Below are 17,335 nucleotides of genomic sequence, written 5' to 3'. Positions count from 1 at the left end.
CTAACTAGTTTGGTCACCTAACTCACGACTAAAGTCACGAGTGTGCGGCTCCCATTCAACCAATATCGCATATTTTATTGCTATTGTAATACATTTGTCATATAATGTCCTTGAGGTGATAATTATGGCACAGACAACATTAACGGCGAGAATAGATCCCATTGACAAAAAAAACTTTGAAGCCTTCTGCAGCACAGTCGGGCTGACAGTTTCTTCAGCAATAAATCTCTATGTAAAAGCTGTACTGCAAAAGCAGAAGCTTCCATTTGAAATCTCTGCTGATCCATTCTACAATGAAGAAAATTTAAACATGCTTCGCCAATCCATAAAACAGGCTCAAAACGGGCAGCTTGCATCTCATGAATTAATCGAGGTATGAACATGAACCTTACATGGACGGAAATTGCATGGCAGGATTACTTGTATTGGCAGACTCAGGATAAAAGAACACTAAAACGCATAAATATGTTAATTCAGGATATCCTTAGAAACAAATTTGACGGTATTGGAAAGCCTGAACCATTGAAGCATGAATTTCAGGGATGTTGGAGCCGCAGAATTGATGCAGAAAATCGCTTAGTCTACTCTGCCACTGATGATACCATCATCATATATCAATGCCGCACACATTATAAGCATAATTAATTAACAACGCAGGAGACAGCTCCTGCGTTTACTTATATTGCACATATTTTGCTGTTTATGACTTATCTGGCAATCCACCAGCGTACTCCGCTACCATCTCCAGAGCTTTTTCTGTTGCCTGCCAGCGCACCTGCTGGCGATTGCCATGAAAAACATTGCGTGTAACCACCGTACCATTACAGCCGGACACGGAGATATACACCAGCCCCACAGGCTTGTCTGCCGTAGCACCGCCAGGACCGGCTATCCCTGTTATACCTACGCCAATATCCGTGTGCATGCGGCAGCGTATCCCCTCTGCCATCTCCCCGGCAGTTTCCTGGCTTACAGCCCCCACGGCATCCAGCGTAGCCTGCTTCACTCCCAGATGGCTGACCTTGACTTCATTCGTATAGGACACCACGCCCCCCATCACATAAGCAGAACTCCCCGGCACTGCCGTCAGCCTGCCGGACAGCAAGCCCCCAGTACATGACTCAGCACAGGCAATCGTCAGCTTCCTTGCTGCCAGCAGCCTGCCCACTGCATACTCCAAATCATTTTCACTAAAATTCTCCACCTGCATAAAATCAGCAAACTTTTCCATAATAAGCCATCTCCTGACAAATGATATAACTAACATAAACACATAAACAGCAATTCCTTGAAATCCCCAATGTTTCTGATGTATATCCGTGCTATAATCATATTGTCCATTCTTTGATGTACGAAAAAATGTACATCAATACTGGTAATATAACACACGACACAAAAATAAAAGCCTTATACATTGCAACATCCTATAATAGTACACATCTTATAATAATACACATCCTATAATAACACATATCCCACAATAAAATGCATCATACATGGAGGTACATCATGGAACTGGAAAACATTATCCCCACCGATAAAAAATGCCTGAATATCCTAATCTTAAAAATTCTCAGGGAATATACCGATGAAGAACACTGCCTGACACAACAGGCAATCCTGGGCATACTGCACAGCAAATACGCCATGGAATATGATCGCAGAACCATCAAGGCAAACATTGACTCCCTGAGGGACCTGGGCTACGCCATTGAGCGCACAGGCTCAGGCTATTACCTCAGCGACAGGGAGTTTGATGATGCCGAGCTGCGCATGCTGATAGACAGTGTATTATTCAATAAAAGCATTTCCCATGTCCAGGCGGACAGGCTGATAAAAAAGCTAAAGCAGCTGGGCAATGCCTATTTTCCCAGCAAAGTAAAGCACATCTGCCACCTGCAGGCCCTGCAGCACAACAGCAATCCCCAGACCATGCTGAACATCGACCGCATAAGCGATGCCATCGCTGGAAACAAGCAAATCAGCTTTACCTACAATTCCTACGGCAGTGACCTAAAACTGCACTCAAGACGGGCTGCCAACTACAAATATACCGTCAGCCCCTACTATCTGGTAGCCAACAACGGCAGGTATTATCTCATTGCCAATCACAGCCATCACAGCGATATATCCCATTACCGCGTGGACAAAATCACCGATGTATGCATCCTTGGTGATACCCCGGCAAAGCCCCTGCGCACCCTGCCGGAATATGCCAATGGCTACGATCTCCCCAGGCACATGGCAGAGCACATCTACATGTTCTCAGGCAAAGGCATCTCCATCACTCTGCGCATCGAGCCATTTATTCTGGATGAAATTATCGACTGGTTCGGCAAGGACTTCATCATAACAGAAAACCGGGAGGACTCCCTCACCCTTGAGCTGCAATGCAACGAGGAAGCCATGCTCTATTGGGCATTGCAGTACGGTCAATACGCAGAAGTGCTAAAACCAGAAAGCCTGCGAAGCAAGCTAAAAGCCGCTTCCATACATATATACGATAAATACAATAAACAATAAACAATAAATAATAAACAACAAAATAATAAATACTTACGTTTATGCAAAAAATTAAACAACAGCCAGGACGGAAATCTCTGCCATATCAACAGCAAATCCTTCCGCGTTCAGCTGTCCCAGCTCCGGGAAATTCTTCCGCCCATGGTAATCACTGCCACCGGATATACACAAACCATACTCTTTGGCATATCCGGCCAGCCTGCCTGTCTGCGCCATGTCGTAGCGAGAATAATGACATTCCAGCCCCTGCAAGCCAAATGACAGCAGCAATTCAAGCTGGCTGACAAGCTCTTTTTCCGTAAGCACAGGCTCCCCCACACCGCCATAAGGATGCGCCCAGACTGCCACACCGCCCGCACTGCGGATAGCCTTGATTGCCTCTCCGGCAGGCAGACGGCTGTCAAAGGCAGGGCAATGATTGATATAATTCCTGATAGCCTCCGAGGCAGAAGCCGCTATGCCCATTTTCACCATCAATTCTGCCAGATGAGGCTTGCCCACGCTGCCCATGCCACGCATGGCTTCCACATCCTGTGGTGCAAAGACAATATTATATTCCTTCCTCAGAAAATCCAGCCGCTTCTCCAGCTTTTCCCTGCGCAAAGCTTCCCCCTTTGCCAGCACTGACCGAAACGCTTCATCATTATAATCGTAGCCATAGCCAAGAATGTGGCATTTTCCCAGTGCCGTAATGCAGGAAAACTCTATCCCCCGTATAAACTGCATACGATTGCCGTCACCAGCCTGCTGCTCTGCCAGCAGCTTTTCCATTGCCAGCACACCTGCAATCGTGTCGTGGTCGGTCAGGGCAAAGCACTCTATGCCAGCCGCCTTTACCTTCGCCAGCAGCTCGGCTATACTGTCCACGCCATCAGAAGCACTGCTGTGCATGTGCAAATCTACCTTTGATTTCATACCGCCCATCATAAATCATCCTTTCCCCGTTTCCCTTCGCCAATGCAAACCGCCAGTTGTGCCATGTGCCAGCAGAAGCCATTAACTGCTGGCACACATGCCGCTAACCAAAAACCATTATTTCTTCACCAGCCTCAGGACAGGTGCCGCCTTCCCAGGCTCCTGCTTACCATAGCCATAGCCATAGCCATTACCATTACCATTACCATTTTTCTCACAAGCATTGCCGCTTTTACCACTAACATTGCCAGATTGGCCATAGCCATTGTCAAAGGGAATCCACCGCAGCGGCGTAACAGCCAGCACATTGCCGTCTTCCTCAATGGTAATTGTCAAAGCGAATACATCATTGCCATTAACATCTGTCAGCAAAAGGTAATATGCAGCCCGAACCTGAGTGGTAAATTCTAAAAGCCCCACAGTATCAAGATATTCAAAATACGCTTCCATAACAGGAATTTCATTTTCTACGCAATTATCCACCATGCCTATGCACAGCATCTGGCCGCCTTTTACATCATGGCACTCCGCACTCTGCTCCATCGCCTCGCATTTTTCCACTTCCTCCTCATCCATGCCATCAATTAAATCATCCAGCACAGGCAGATAAAAGCAAACATCAACCTTGCCATCAATCTCCCACTTCTCAGCCATATAGGGAATGCCATCAATCGTTACGCCGTGGGCATAACCGATATTCTCCTTGCCGATATTGCGCGAAGAAAAATTGTACTGTATATAAGGGAAATCAGATTGGAACTGCTGCTGATAATATTCTCCCCCACCAGCAGCGTTATTGCCAGCCAAATCAGCAACATGAGCTTCGTTATCTTCATTAACGTCATCAATATTATCAATATTATCAATATCACTTACATTATCAGCCATAGCAATCCCATCATTAGCATTATTAGCATCATCAGTATCATCATCAGCATTGGCATGTGCCGGCTCCGCCCTTTTCAGGTCAAAAAGATGTGCACAGTCGCCCAAAGTATGAATAAAGGCAAGGTAATTATTAGTCCGCCCATCATCCATAATGCCGAAAATAATCCCATCGAAAAAGCCCATATAACCCTTGTCTATCAGCACCTCACGAAAATATCCTGCCACCCGGTAAGGATCATGCCCAAAGGCACCGCAGCCCCACGCCCCCAGCACCAGATCCCGGTAGCCATAGTTAGCAGCCACCGCCAGCATGCACTCAATGCGATGCTTCATGATGCGGTCAACCTCATCCATGGGGATATGCCTTGCCTGCCGCCGCAGATTCAGGGCAGGAACCGTCACCACCGAGGTCATAAATGGCTCCGGCAGGAAATTATCCTTTACATCCCGGAACACGCACACATGAGGGGAGATGAGCATATAGTCCGACTCAGCCGGGCTGTGCAGCTGTTTGTTATAATCATACATTTTGGCAGCTTCAGCACTGCCAATGGACTTGTACAGGGTGCTTTCCCGGCACAGGCACTCCTCCTGGGCATTGCAGCCTTCCAAAAAGCCGCCCCCTGGATGATAGGCATTGGCAAAATTCATTACCAGGCAATTATCCAGGCTCTGTGCCACCGTAAAGCTATCCGCATCTGTCAGCAGCATCAAAGGCCTATGACCTGCCGGGATATGCTGCTCTGCCGCCTGACGGATTGCCTCCGCCTTTTCCGGGGTAATGCACAGAACCTCCCCATAATTATATTCAGGCAGACGCTGCCTGCCCTGCTCATTTTCATAGAAGCCCTGCTCAATTACCTGCATAGACTCCGCAGCTATCCTGCGCAAGTCATCATATCTTCTTGCCCTGCTCATGCCAATGCACTCCTTTCACCCAGCTTATCAGCCTGCCAAATACACTAACCAGCCATAATTCGCATCTATTATCTGGCAAATATTATCAAATATCTATTATCTATTATCTATTATCTATTATCTGTTATCTATCAGCTATCTGCCTTTTTTGCGCCTCGCCTTTCTTTCCCGGTACTTTACCTTCAGCTTAATGCCCCGCTGTGCCAGTGCCGCCTGAAAGGTATCTATTTCAAAAATGCTGTTTTCGATAAACACCCGTAAAATTATGTCAAAATCATCTGCATCAGACAAGCCCATGCCAGCCTTTGCCATAAACCGCTCTGCTTCCTCAAGCCCCATGCCAAAGTATAAAATAAATTTTGCCACAAACTGGCGGTCAGGCTTCTGCTCATAATTCATCACATGGGAAAACTCACGCCTGTCAATGCCTGCCCCATCATAAGCCACTGACGGCTTTACCCCCTTGGCATCAATCAGCCGCAGCAGCATCTGCTGAAAATCCTCCCCGGGAGCTGCCAGCCGCCTTGCCATCACGCGCTCCCAGTATTCATTGTCAGTGCTGCCAGCCTCTGCCTCATTCTCATACTGCCAGGACCAGAGTGCCTCATGGAGCTTATAATCCCTGTCATCAACATGCTTCTCAGGATTTTTGGCGATATATTCTTCATCAATATGGTTGCGCACCTGGGCAAATAATTTTTTGCTAAGCTCAAAGGATTCATTATCGTAAACCACCAGATACACCAGCAAATCATGCTGAATCACATACTCGCCAATCACAGTCAGGGCAACACGCATCGCCTCCTCCTTCGGATATTTCATGTTGCCACTGGACAAAAGAGGAAAAGCAATGGACTTGCAGCCCTTTTCCTGTGCCAGCTTCAAGGCAGACAGGTAAGCACTGCGCAGCAACGCTTCCTCGCCGCGGCCTCCATCCACATACAGAGGCCCCACTGCATGAATAATATACCTGCACGGCAGGCTTAAGCCCTCCGTTGCCACGGCACAGCCCGGCTCGCAGGTGCCGATGGCATGACAAGCCTTTTCCAGCTTTTCTGCCCCTGCCCTCTGGAAGATGGCATCGCTGGTGCCATTGCCATGCTCCAGCCGCCTGTTGGCAGGATTGACAATAGCATCAGCCTCAATTCTGGTAATATCATTTCTCACAACAACCATTGGCATAACAAGCACCTCGCATATATCAGCATTATCTGCCTTTTATATTTACAATTTATCGTTTTTAACTCTTGCAGCCTGGAAACTTCTTCCATGCCAGCGGTGTCTTGGCAAGCAGCTCACCTGCTTTTTCAAGGGCTACTGTAACGCCCACCACCGAATTATTATCTGCATCTTTAAGCATCAAAACATACCCATTGTGTTCTTCTGTCAAAAACTCTAACAGCCCTCTGTCAACAAGATAGGACAGATATGGACTGATGCGATAGACATCGTCTACGCACCCCAGATAGCGCATACCGCGGCAAAGGACATGGTGCCCCTTCCCCAGGGTATCAGCCGTAAAAGGCTCTGCCTCGGAACGCTCATTAAAAGGATAGGGCTTGTCTATATCTTCATAACTGCTGCACCATATATCATGAATGTCAGACAGATAGAAACACACGGATTTATCGCCCTCACACCCCCACTGCTCTGCCATATAGGCATCCCACAGCCTGGTAACACCATAGGCATAGCCGATATTCAGCTTACTGATATTGGCAGGCGGAAAATTATAGCGCACATAGGCAGCTTGTGCCGGATAATACCCTTTTAAGACATTATTAATAGCAAACTCACGATAGTCAACCTGTGCCACATCGGCAGCCTTAGCAGCCAGCAGCTCAGCTGCCTCCGGCTTGGATGATGAGAAATATGTATCAATGTCATATCTCAGCACATCAGCAAAAACCTCGTCAAAAACATCAAAATTATCTTCTTTATCTGAATGAGCATGCTGTTCGAGATTATTCTCTTGATTGGCTTGCGGAGCATCGTCAGGAATGGCAAAGCAGATATTGTCAAAATAATTGCGATACCCTTTTGTCACCAAAAGATTGTAAAAATACTCAGCCACACGCCTGGCATCATGACCGAAGGCACCACACCCCCACGCCCCCAAAATGAGATTTTTATACTCATGCGCTATAGCAACAGCCAGCATATTTTCAATGCGCCTGTACATAAGCTCATCAATCTCCTGCGAAGCAGGCTTATGAACGCAGTCATCGTAGCCATGCAGGTTTACGGCAGGCACAGTAAGAACAGAAGCCGTATATGGCTTTTCAAGCAGCTTATGGCTGTCATGGTCACGGAATACGCACACCTCTGGCGAAAGGAGCATATAATCTGAAGCAGCCGGACTATTCAGGCTGCGGTTATACTCATACATGCCGACAGCCTTTTCAGTGACAAGGGATGCATACAAGGTACTTTCACGGCACAGGCTTTCTTCCTGCGCCTCGGCACCATTCATAAAACCACCCCCAGGCGTAAAGGCATTGGCAAAATTCAGCACAAGAAACCTGTCAAAGCATGCCACAGCCCCAAAGGAACTGATACACCATACATAAATATTACCAGGATAGTTTTTTGACAGCTTGCGCCCCAGCAGGGACCATCTTGCCGCATCAGCCTGTTCAGGCGTGATAGCAATCACTTCATCATATTTGCGCTTTGGCAGCTCAATGCGCATACCATTCAGCTCATAATAGCCCTGCCGGGTAATCTTCATGGTCTCTTTCGCAATTTTCTTCAACCTCATTCTCTCGGTATAACTGCCCTGGCTACGATATTTCTTTTTAGTTATTGCCTCATTCATAATGCAGTAGCCCCCTTCAATTTTTCAAAGCCTGCACATATCATCACATCACCTGTTTACATGCATATTCTAGCATATCCCCGAAGTCAAAATGTCCGTATTTTAGGACATTTTTGTTATTCATCTGATGTACAATGATGACAGAAGCAATTGAAACCCAAAAATCAAAATCCAAGCTGCATTATGAGGTGATTACATGAACAACGAAAATGAAAATGAAAGCAAAAAAGAAAACGATGAGGTTATAGAATGTCGTCCCAGTAACAATGAGCTGATTCTGCAATGTGCCACTGACATTATTTTCAAGGCAGGCTTTACCCCAGAATCCCTGCTTGCCATGAACTCAATGCAAAAAAATATGTTCATTGATGTCTACCTGCTCGACATACTGACAAGCGATGAAAAGACCTATGAAGAAATCGAAGGGGCATATCATATTATTGACTTTATGATACCACCTGAGAAAAAAGAGTTTGAATAAATACATACTTCTCTTGAGGATTCTTAACATTTGACCTATAATAGCCTTATGAGATACATAAACTTACTATATAGAAAGAAGGTTTACTATGGAAAAAGCAATTCATTCCTTTGTTGAAAGCCTCTGCCAATTTGACAGTACAATCAGTAATCATCCCATACAAAATCCATACGAAAAAGAAAACTGCAGGTATAATCTTGAAAATTACCTTTTGCATGTTGCTAAACACGGTTCAGGCATTATGCTGGTTGGCGAAGCACCCGGCTATAGAGGCTGCCAGCTTACCGGCATTCCCTTCACCGATGAAAAACAACTAATAAGTCCCGATAATTACTTTGGCCTTGGTAAATGGAAACGTCATCCTGACACTAGCGATACATCCGAAATATCTGCTAATGTTATATGGGAAGGGTTACGAAATACTAAGATTATACCGCTTATGTGGAACGCCTTTCCGTTCCACCCATATAAAGCTGGAAATATCCGGTCCAACCGCAAACCGACAAAAGCAGAAATTGATTTCGGATTACAACAGCTCCAGATTCTTTGCGAAATGTTCAACATAGACTCATCAAATATTTATGCCATTGGCAGAACTGCCCAGAAACAATTAAAGCTCAATGATGACCATTACATCAGGCATCCAGCTAATGGTGGAAAACAAAAATGTCTAGCTATGATTGAAAGACTGGTCTAATCCCCTATTGCGCACTTAATATTCACTATTGAAAAAAGATGTATTCTATCTAATGAAGTAGAACACATCTTTTATTATTTCTTTGAAAACTCCTTTACATCTTCCATCTGCTGAGGATGTATTTTCTCTATATTCATAAAAGGTTTTGTAACTGCTTTCCACATGGCAATCACCTGCCCTTCCTTAACGAACTTAACCATTACAATTACATTATATCACATGTGCCATCTATGGACACTATTTTTACTAGCAGTCTTCCAAAAACCAGTACTGTGGCACACGAAAAAACACAGTGCACCACAGCCACCATCTAACCACTCACTCCAGCAGCGGCTTCAAAAACCTGCCCGTATAAGACTCCGTCACCTGCACGATTTCCTCCGGCGTTCCCTGTGCCACAATAGTGCCACCCTTGTCACCGCCTTCCGGTCCCAAATCCACGATATGGTCGGCACTCTTTATTACATCAAGATTATGCTCAATAACCACCACCGAGTCACCGCCATCCACCAATCGCTGGAGAATTCCCAGCAGCTTGTGAATATCAGCCGTGTGCAGTCCCGTAGTCGGCTCATCCAAAATGTACAGTGTCTTGCCGGTAGAACGGCGGGACAGCTCCGTTGCCAGCTTGACGCGCTGCGCCTCACCGCCGGACAGGGTAGTAGCCGACTGTCCCAGCCGCACATAGCCCAGCCCCACATCCTGCAGCACCTGCAGCTTGTTGGCAATCCGCGGCACATTCTTAAAGAACTCCACCGCCTCCTCAATAGTCATGTCCAGCACATCAGCAATCGACTTGCCCTTGTACTTTACCTCAAGGGTTTCCCGGTTGTACCTGGCACCGCCGCAGACCTCGCAAGGCACATACACATCGGACAAAAAGTGCATCTCAATCTTGATGATACCGTCCCCCTTGCAGGTTTCACAGCGTCCCCCCTTCACATTAAAGCTGAAACGCCCAGGCTTATAGCCCCGCATTTTCGCCTCGGAGCACTGGCTGAAAAGAGTGCGGATCAAATCAAATACCCCGGTATAGGTAGCAGGGTTGGAGCGTGGCGTCCTGCCGATAGGCGACTGGTCAATATCAATAACCTTGTCCACATTTTCAATGCCCAGCAGCTTTTTAAATTTCCCCGGCCTGCCCTTGGCACGATACAATTTTGATGCCACAGCCTTGTAGAGAATTTCATTAATCAGGGTACTCTTGCCGGAGCCGGACACGCCGGTAATCACCGTAAATACCCCCAGGGGCAGCTTCAGATGCACATCCTTCAGATTATTCTCAGCCGCACCCACAATTTCCAATAATTTGCCGTTGCCCCTGCGCCGCACCTCCGGCACAGGAATTTCCTTCCTGTGGCTCAGATACTGGCCGGTAACGGACTCCGGCACCTGCATGATTTCCTCAGCCGTCCCCTGTGCCACCACATAGCCCCCCTGGGAACCGGCACCGGGACCGATATCTATAATATGGTCTGCCACACGCATGGTATCCTCGTCATGCTCCACCACCAGCAGTGTATTGCCCATATTACGCAAATTCTGCAACGCTTCCAGCAATTTATTATTGTCACGCTGATGCAGCCCGATGCTTGGCTCGTCAAGTATATACAATACACCTACCAGCCCTGAGCCAATCTGGGTAGCCAGCCTGATGCGCTGGGCCTCGCCGCCGGACAAAGTACCTGCCGCCCGGGAGAGGGTGAGATATTCCAGTCCCACTGTTACCAGAAAACCCAGCCGGGCATTGATTTCCTTCAGCACCTGCTTGCCGATAGTGCGCTCCCTGTCAGAAAAATCCACCTGCTGGAAAAACTCCCGGCAGTCCCGTACCGTCATATCCGTCACCTGCTGGATATTCCTGCCGCCAATCGTCACCGCCAGCACCTCCGGCTTCAGCCTGGCGCCATGGCACTCAGGACAGAGGCTGATGCTCATGTAATTCTCGTATTCCTCACGCATCATATCCGAGTCGGACTCCTTGTAGCGGCGTTCCAGCAGAGGCATAATCCCCTCAAAGGGGCCATTATGTATCTTGTAAATGCCGAACATGTTCTCATAGCCAAAATCATACCGCACCTCCCCGGTGCCATACAACAGCAAATCCTGCACCTTGGCTGGCAAATCCTGCCAAGGCGTATCCAAATCACAGCCATGCTTTTCCAGCACCGCCTTCATCTGGCACATGGAATATGACTTGGTATTGCTGGACAAAGGAGCCACCGCTCCACCAGCCAGGCTCAGGGACTTATCCGGCAGCACCATATCCAGATCCAGCTTCATCTGGCTGCCCAGGCCGCTGCACACTGGACAGGCACCGAAGGGACTGTTAAAGGAAAACATCCGCGGCGTAATCTCCGGCAGGCTGATGCCGCAGTCCTCACAAGCAAAATTCTGGCTGAACATCAGCAGCTCCCCATCCACAATCTGCACATAGGCAACCCCCTGTCCCATTTTAAGGGCAGTTTCCATGGACTCCGCCAAACGGGCACGGATTTCCTCGCGAATCACCAGCCTGTCCACTATCACCTCAATAGTATGCTTCTTATTCTTTTCCAGCAGGATTTCCTCACCGGCATCCCGCATTTCACCGTCAATCCTCAGACGGGTATAGCCCTCCTTGCGAATATGCTCCAGAAGCTTCTTGTGCTCCCCCTTCTTGCCCCGGACAGCCTGGGCCATCACCAGGAGCTTCGTCCGCTCCGGCAGCAGCAGAAGCTGGTCCAGCATCTGGTCGATGGACTGCTGATTGACCGGCTTGCCACATTTCGGACAGTGGGGATGCCCCACCCTGGCAAACAGCAAACGGAGATAATCGTAAATTTCCGTCACTGTCCCCACCGTAGAACGGGGATTGCGGCTGGTGGTCTTCTGGTCAATGGAAATCGCCGGGGAAAGCCCCTCTATATAGTCCACATCCGGCTTGTCCATCTGCCCCAGGAACTGCCTGGCATAGGAGGACAGGGACTCCATATACCGCCGCTGCCCCTCGGCATAAATCGTATCAAAAGCCAGTGATGACTTGCCGGAGCCGGACAGCCCCGTAATCACCACCATCTTGTCCCTGGGAATATCCAGATTGATATTTTTAAGGTTGTGCTGCCTGGCACCTCGTATCCTGATATATTTATCCATAGCTAACCTGCTTTATCCTTTCCAATACATGCCAGCCATTCAGACCGGCTCTTTCTCACACGCTTTTTTATGCCTGCTTCTTCGCAAATACTATTTTCAGCTGATATTTCAACTAATATTTTCAGCTAATAGTTTAAGCTAATATTTTCAGCTTTTCTTCTTCCTGCTGGATTTCTTCCCCATGGCATCCTCCAGCTCAAAAATCATATCCCGCAGCTGCGCCGCCCGTTCAAATTCCAGGGAACGGGACGCCATCTGCATTTCCTTCATCAATGCCTTCAACAGTGCCTCAGACTCCTTCTTGGTCATCTTCTTCCCCGGCACCTGCAGCTTCTTGGCTGCCGCCCGTGCCGTGGCATCCACATCCACCTTGTACTCACCACTGGACTCTGCCACCAGGGTAAGCTCAATCAAATCCTTCACCGGCTTGATAATGGTCTTTGGCACAATGCCATGAGCCTGATTGTACTCCTGCTGCACCTGGCGGCGGCGCGATGTCTCGTCAATAGCCCGGCGCATGGAGTCAGTAACCACGTCAGCATACATGATAACCCTGCCCTCGGCGTTCCGTGCCGCCCTGCCGATGGTCTGAATCAGGGAAGTATCAGAACGCAAAAAGCCCTCCTTGTCCGCATCCAGAATCGCTACCAACGATACCTCCGGCATGTCCAGCCCTTCTCTCAGCAGATTAATGCCCACCAGCACATCGAACTTCCCCAGGCGCAACTCCTTGATAATCTCCGCCCGTTCAATAGTAGCAATATCCGAATGCAGGTAGCGCACCTTTACCCCCATATCCTTCAAATAATCCGTCAGGTTTTCCGCCATGCGCTTGGTCAGGGTTGTCACCAGTACCCGCTGATTTTTTGCCACCCTGAGATGAATCTCCCCCAGCAGGTCATCCATCTGCCCTTCCAAAGGACGAATCTCAATCTCCGGGTCCAGAAGCCCCGTAGGGCGGATAATCTGCTGGGCAATCTGCTGGGCCTGCCCCAGCTCATACTTGGCAGGGGTTGCCGATACATAGACAATCTGGTTGATACGCTTCTCGAACTCCTCAAACTTCAAGGGACGATTATCATAGGCAGAAGGCAGCCGGAAGCCGTTATTGACCAGGGATTCCTTCCGGGAGCGGTCCCCTGCATACATGGCGCGAATCTGAGGCAGGGTAACATGGGACTCATCAATGACAATCAGAAAATCCTCCGGGAAATAATCCAGCAGCGTATATGGCGCATCCCCTGCCGCCCTCTGAGTCAGATGGCGTGAATAATTCTCAATGCCGGAGCAGTAGCCCATTTCCTGAATCATTTCCAAATCATAATTCACCCGCTGCTCAATCCGCTGTGCCTCAATCAGCTTGTTTTCCCCTTTAAAATACTTGACCTGTTCCTCCATCTCCTGCCGGATGGTGCCCATAGCTGTTTCCAAATCCTCCCTGTTGGTGACATAGTGGGAGGCAGGGAAAATCATGGAATGAATGCGCTCGCCAATAACCTGCCCTGTCAGCACATCAAACTCCAGAATCCTGTCCACCTCGTCCCCGAACAGCTCGATGCGCACTGCCCTGTTGTTGTACCCGGCCGGAAAGACCTCGATGACATCCCCCCGCACCCGGAAATTGCCACGTTCCAGCACCATATCATTCCGCTCATACTGCATGGTGACCAGCCGCCTGAGGATGGCATCACGGTCGGTTTCCTGCCCCTTGTGCAGGGACAGCACCATCTCATGATAGCTTTCCGGGGAACCCAGGCCATAGATGCAGGACACGCTGGCCACGACAATCACATCACGCCGCTCAAAGAGAGAGCAGGTAGCAGAGTGCCGCAGCTCATCAATCTCGTCATTGATAGAAGCATCCTTCTCGATATATGTATCCGTAGAGGCAATATAGGCCTCCGGCTGGTAATAATCATAATAGCTGACAAAATATCCTACATAATTGTCAGGGAAAAAAGCCTTGAACTCGCTGGCCAGCTGTGCCGCCAGCGTCTTGTTGTGGGCAATGACCAGGGTAGGCCGCTGCACCTTCTCAATCAGCTTGGCTATGGTAAAAGTCTTGCCCGTGCCGGTAGCCCCCAGCAGCACCTGGGCCTCCTGCCCGTTCTCGATGCCTGCCGCCAAATCCTCCACCGCCTGAGGCTGATCCCCCATAGGCTCAAAGGGCGCCACCACCTTGAATGGCACCGCCTTGTCATTATCAAAATCCATATTATTCAGCTTTGGAAGCATTTTTTACCCTCCCTGCATACGTTTGGAATATATTATCTACATTGTACCACAAAACGCAGAAAATTTATATAGGAAAAACAAAAAAAACGCAGCTTTCCGGGGATGATGGAAAGCTGCGTCTTCTAAAGGAGATATATAATTGGTCGATAACTGCCGGAACTAGGGGTCTCCAAACAGCTACCATATATGGTTGATGCTCAGTTAGTATATAGCGCAGAGAATACGCTATTGCTGTGTACTACTAAGCCAGCATCCGATAAAAACAACAGGGATAACCACCATGCCCATAACAGCAGTGATTACTTGCCCTCCGGCAACGGCTTGTCCTGCAAAGCATCAAAGCCCTCCTCGCCGGTACGAATCTTCACAACATTGTCCATGGTGTGAACGAAAATCTTGCCATCGCCATAGTGGCCGGTGTAAAGAACCTTCTTGGCAACGTTGATGATTGCAGCAGGAGCAATCTTGGATACAACGATGTCAATCTGTACCTTCGGCACAAGCTTGGAAGCTACGGCAGCACCACGATACATCTGGCCGTGGCCCTTCTGGATGCCATAGCCAAGGACACGGGTAACCGTCATACCGGTAATGCCGATGCGCTCCAAAGCCACCTTCAAGCGCTCGAAACGCTCCTCGGAAGTGATAATGGTTACGCAGGAAATATGAGTCTTGTTGGTATCAACAACCTCATCATGGGAAGCAGCAGGAGCAGCGGAAACCTCCACAGCCATATCCTTTGCTTCCTCGGAAGCCTCGCCCACAGGGATAGGCGCCTCAAAAGCATCACCAGTCATAAAGCCTGCATAAGCAGAGGACAGGTTATGCTCAGTAGCATCAAGGCCGGCAATTTCCTCAGCCTTGGTAACGCGGACACCAACAGTTGCCTTCAAAGCATAGAAGACGATGCCCATAGCCACGAATACATAAGCAGCAGTAGCAGCTACACCGATAATCTGAGTCAGCAGCATATCAGCAGAACCGCTGTACAGAAGACCACCATCCAGCGCAAACACGCCGGTGAGGATAGTACCTGCGGCACCACAGGCACCATGTACGGAAATTGCACCGACAGGATCATCAATGTGCAGCTTCTGGTCAAAGAACTCAACAGAGAAAACAACGAGAATACCGGAAATCAGGCCGATTGCGAAAGAACCGGCAATGCTGACCATATCGCAGCCAGCGGTAATGCCAACCAGGCCGGCAAGAGCACCGTTCATGGTCATGGAAACATCAGGCTTGCCATAGCGGGCCCAGGTGACAAACATAGCAGTTACAGCAGCCACGGCAGGAGCCATGTTGGTGTTCACCAAAATGCTGCCCATAGAAACCAAAGTATCATCACCAGTTGCGCAAACGGTGGAAGCACCGTTGAAGCCGAACCAGCCGAACCACAGGATGAATACGCCAAGACCTGCCAAGGTCAGGTTATGTCCAGGAATACCATTGGAAGTGCCATCAGCGTTGTACTTGCCAATACGAGGGCCAAGCACATAAGCACCAACCAGGGCAGCCACGCCGCCTACCATGTGAACAACGGTAGAACCGGCAAAATCATGGAAGCCCATATCTGCCAGCCAGCCGCCGCCCCAGGTCCAGTGGCCGGTAACAGGGTAAACCACCAGGCACAGCAGCGCGCTGATAATCAGATAAGCGGAGAACTTGGTACGCTCTGCCAGAGCACCGGAAAGGATGGTGGCGGAGGTTGCACAGAACACAGTCTGGAAAATCAGGTAGGCAAAGGCAGGATAACCGGCATCCTCACCTACATCCCAGTGCTGGAAGAAGAAATCCGGCGTGCCGATGAAACCTCCAATAGTATCACCAAACATCAGGCTGAAGCCTATAACCCAGAAAAAGATGGAACCAAGTGCCAAGTCAGAAAAGTTCTTCATGGCAATGTTACCGGCGTTCTTTGCCCTGGTCAAACCGCTCTCGACCATGGCAAAGCCAGGCTGCATAAAGAATACCAGGCATGCACCAAAGATTACCCACAGGGTATCTACAGAAGAATAACGGCCAGGATCGTCAGCTGCCAAGGCGATGGATGGCACCATCGCGGTCACAAACGCCGCCGCTCCCGTTATAGAAGCTCTAATGCTTTTCATTAGAATCAAATCCTTTCAACTCATTTTTTCAAACAAAAAATGCCTAAACATGAATCTAGCTAAAATTCATATTTAGACACCGTCGTCTGATTGAAGATATATTTTATTATTGCCTCCGGAGGGGCCTGCAGTACCTCGCTCCTAAGATGTACTTAGAATACCACTCTAAAAAAAGAATGTCAATAGTTTTTCTATAATTTCTATGATGTATACATAATACTATCTATGCTGTAAAATTATATGATGAATTTCAGTTTATACAACGGTTGGCAGTAGCAGGCTTCGTCAGTCTCCTAGCTCCCCCTTTTCAGCTTTTTCGTAAAGTCAGATTAGTTGCTACAGTTACATACTAATTGAATGCAGTTGGATTATTATGTGCATATCTGTTCAGACAAAAAGAGGGACAGGTGCGGCATGTACCCAAAGAAAACCTTGAGTGCAGCCTCGCTTCTTAGCGAGTGCGAGCGTAAGCGACGCAGGAGCTTAGAAGCGCGAGGCTGTGCTAAGAGCGAGAGCGAGTTTTCTATGGGTACTGCCGCTACCTGTCCCTTTATAATGTCTGAACAGAATCCACGAACTATCAAACTACATCATTAGTATATGCACGAAGTAAC

General features: G+C 48.5%; 13 protein-coding genes. 5 read left to right on the top strand and 8 right to left on the bottom strand.

The genetic code is table 11. The annotated features are described in order from the left end of the window. The first annotated feature begins 124 nt into the window (after window positions 1-124). Together FYJ84_RS11395 and FYJ84_RS11390 are read left to right on the top strand one after the other, a co-directional pair. Window positions 125-379, top strand: coding sequence for a type II toxin-antitoxin system RelB/DinJ family antitoxin (locus tag FYJ84_RS11395; RefSeq protein ID WP_154407733.1), 255 nt, complete (start codon window positions 125-127; stop codon window positions 377-379). A 2-nt stretch (window positions 380-381) separates the two neighbouring features. Further along, window positions 382-645 carry a Txe/YoeB family addiction module toxin gene (locus FYJ84_RS11390; protein ID WP_154407732.1) on the top strand — a complete coding sequence of 88 codons (264 nt, stop codon included), beginning with the start codon at window positions 382-384 and terminating at the stop codon, window positions 643-645. A 55-nt stretch (window positions 646-700) separates the two neighbouring features. Here the strand turns inward: FYJ84_RS11390 and FYJ84_RS11385 are convergent, their stop codons facing one another. Then, window positions 701-1,210 (bottom strand): CinA family protein, encoded by a 510-nt coding sequence (locus FYJ84_RS11385; RefSeq protein WP_154407746.1) that lies wholly within the window; start codon window positions 1,208-1,210, stop codon window positions 701-703. Between the two features lie 299 nt (window positions 1,211-1,509). On the opposite strand from FYJ84_RS11385, the gene FYJ84_RS11380 reads away from it, so the two are divergent. Continuing rightward, entirely contained in the window at window positions 1,510-2,523 is a 1,014-nt protein-coding gene (locus tag FYJ84_RS11380) for a helix-turn-helix transcriptional regulator (protein WP_154407731.1), read from the top strand. A 51-nt stretch (window positions 2,524-2,574) separates the two neighbouring features. Here FYJ84_RS11380 and FYJ84_RS11375 read toward each other — a convergent pair whose 3' ends face one another. The 4 genes from FYJ84_RS11375 to FYJ84_RS11360 all read right to left on the bottom strand — a co-directional run bounded on the left by FYJ84_RS11375 (window position 2,575) and on the right by FYJ84_RS11360 (window position 8,062). Next, window positions 2,575-3,447, bottom strand: coding sequence for a PHP domain-containing protein (locus FYJ84_RS11375; protein WP_205764224.1), 873 nt, complete (start codon window positions 3,445-3,447; stop codon window positions 2,575-2,577). Window positions 3,448-3,555: 108 nt separating this feature from the next. Further along, the gene (locus tag FYJ84_RS11370) at window positions 3,556-5,244 is read right to left on the bottom strand and encodes a TIGR02452 family protein (RefSeq protein ID WP_154407729.1); all 1,689 of its coding nucleotides are present in this window, start codon (window positions 5,242-5,244) and stop codon (window positions 3,556-3,558) included. Window positions 5,245-5,379: 135 nt separating this feature from the next. Further along, window positions 5,380-6,426, bottom strand: coding sequence for a macro domain-containing protein (locus FYJ84_RS11365; RefSeq protein ID WP_154407728.1), 1,047 nt, complete (start codon window positions 6,424-6,426; stop codon window positions 5,380-5,382). Window positions 6,427-6,484: 58 nt separating this feature from the next. Further along, a complete protein-coding gene (locus FYJ84_RS11360) occupies window positions 6,485-8,062 on the bottom strand; it encodes a TIGR02452 family protein (RefSeq protein WP_154407727.1) in 1,578 nt (525 codons plus the stop codon). 196 nt (window positions 8,063-8,258) lie between these two features. Here FYJ84_RS11360 and FYJ84_RS11355 point away from each other — a divergent pair, with 196 nt between their 5' ends. Together FYJ84_RS11355 and FYJ84_RS11350 are read left to right on the top strand one after the other, a co-directional pair. Beyond that, window positions 8,259-8,543, top strand: a complete 285-nt coding sequence (locus FYJ84_RS11355; protein WP_154407726.1) for a hypothetical protein — start codon at window positions 8,259-8,261, stop codon at window positions 8,541-8,543. Between the two features lie 88 nt (window positions 8,544-8,631). Next, window positions 8,632-9,240: a uracil-DNA glycosylase gene (locus FYJ84_RS11350; protein ID WP_154407725.1), complete on the top strand. Its 609-nt coding sequence runs from the start codon at window positions 8,632-8,634 to the stop codon at window positions 9,238-9,240. A gap of 318 nt (window positions 9,241-9,558) precedes the next feature. On the opposite strand, the gene uvrA is transcribed toward FYJ84_RS11350, so the two are convergent. The 3 genes from uvrA to FYJ84_RS11335 all read right to left on the bottom strand — a co-directional run bounded on the left by uvrA (window position 9,559) and on the right by FYJ84_RS11335 (window position 16,721). Beyond that, window positions 9,559-12,375, bottom strand: a complete 2,817-nt coding sequence (uvrA, locus tag FYJ84_RS11345; protein WP_154407724.1) for an excinuclease ABC subunit UvrA — start codon at window positions 12,373-12,375, stop codon at window positions 9,559-9,561. 147 nt (window positions 12,376-12,522) lie between these two features. Beyond that, window positions 12,523-14,610, bottom strand: a complete 2,088-nt coding sequence (gene uvrB, locus FYJ84_RS11340) for an excinuclease ABC subunit UvrB (RefSeq protein ID WP_154407723.1) — start codon at window positions 14,608-14,610, stop codon at window positions 12,523-12,525. A 299-nt stretch (window positions 14,611-14,909) separates the two neighbouring features. Beyond that, window positions 14,910-16,721 carry an ammonium transporter gene (locus FYJ84_RS11335; protein WP_154407722.1) on the bottom strand — a complete coding sequence of 604 codons (1,812 nt, stop codon included), beginning with the start codon at window positions 16,719-16,721 and terminating at the stop codon, window positions 14,910-14,912. Between the last annotated feature and the right edge of the window lie 614 nt (window positions 16,722-17,335).

The sequence above is a fragment of the Anaerovibrio slackiae genome, assembly GCF_009695585.1.
Lineage (GTDB): Bacteria > Bacillota > Negativicutes > Selenomonadales > Selenomonadaceae > Anaerovibrio > Anaerovibrio slackiae.
Note: the sequence above shows the minus strand (reverse complement) of the source record. Positions and strands in the feature narration are given on the sequence as shown.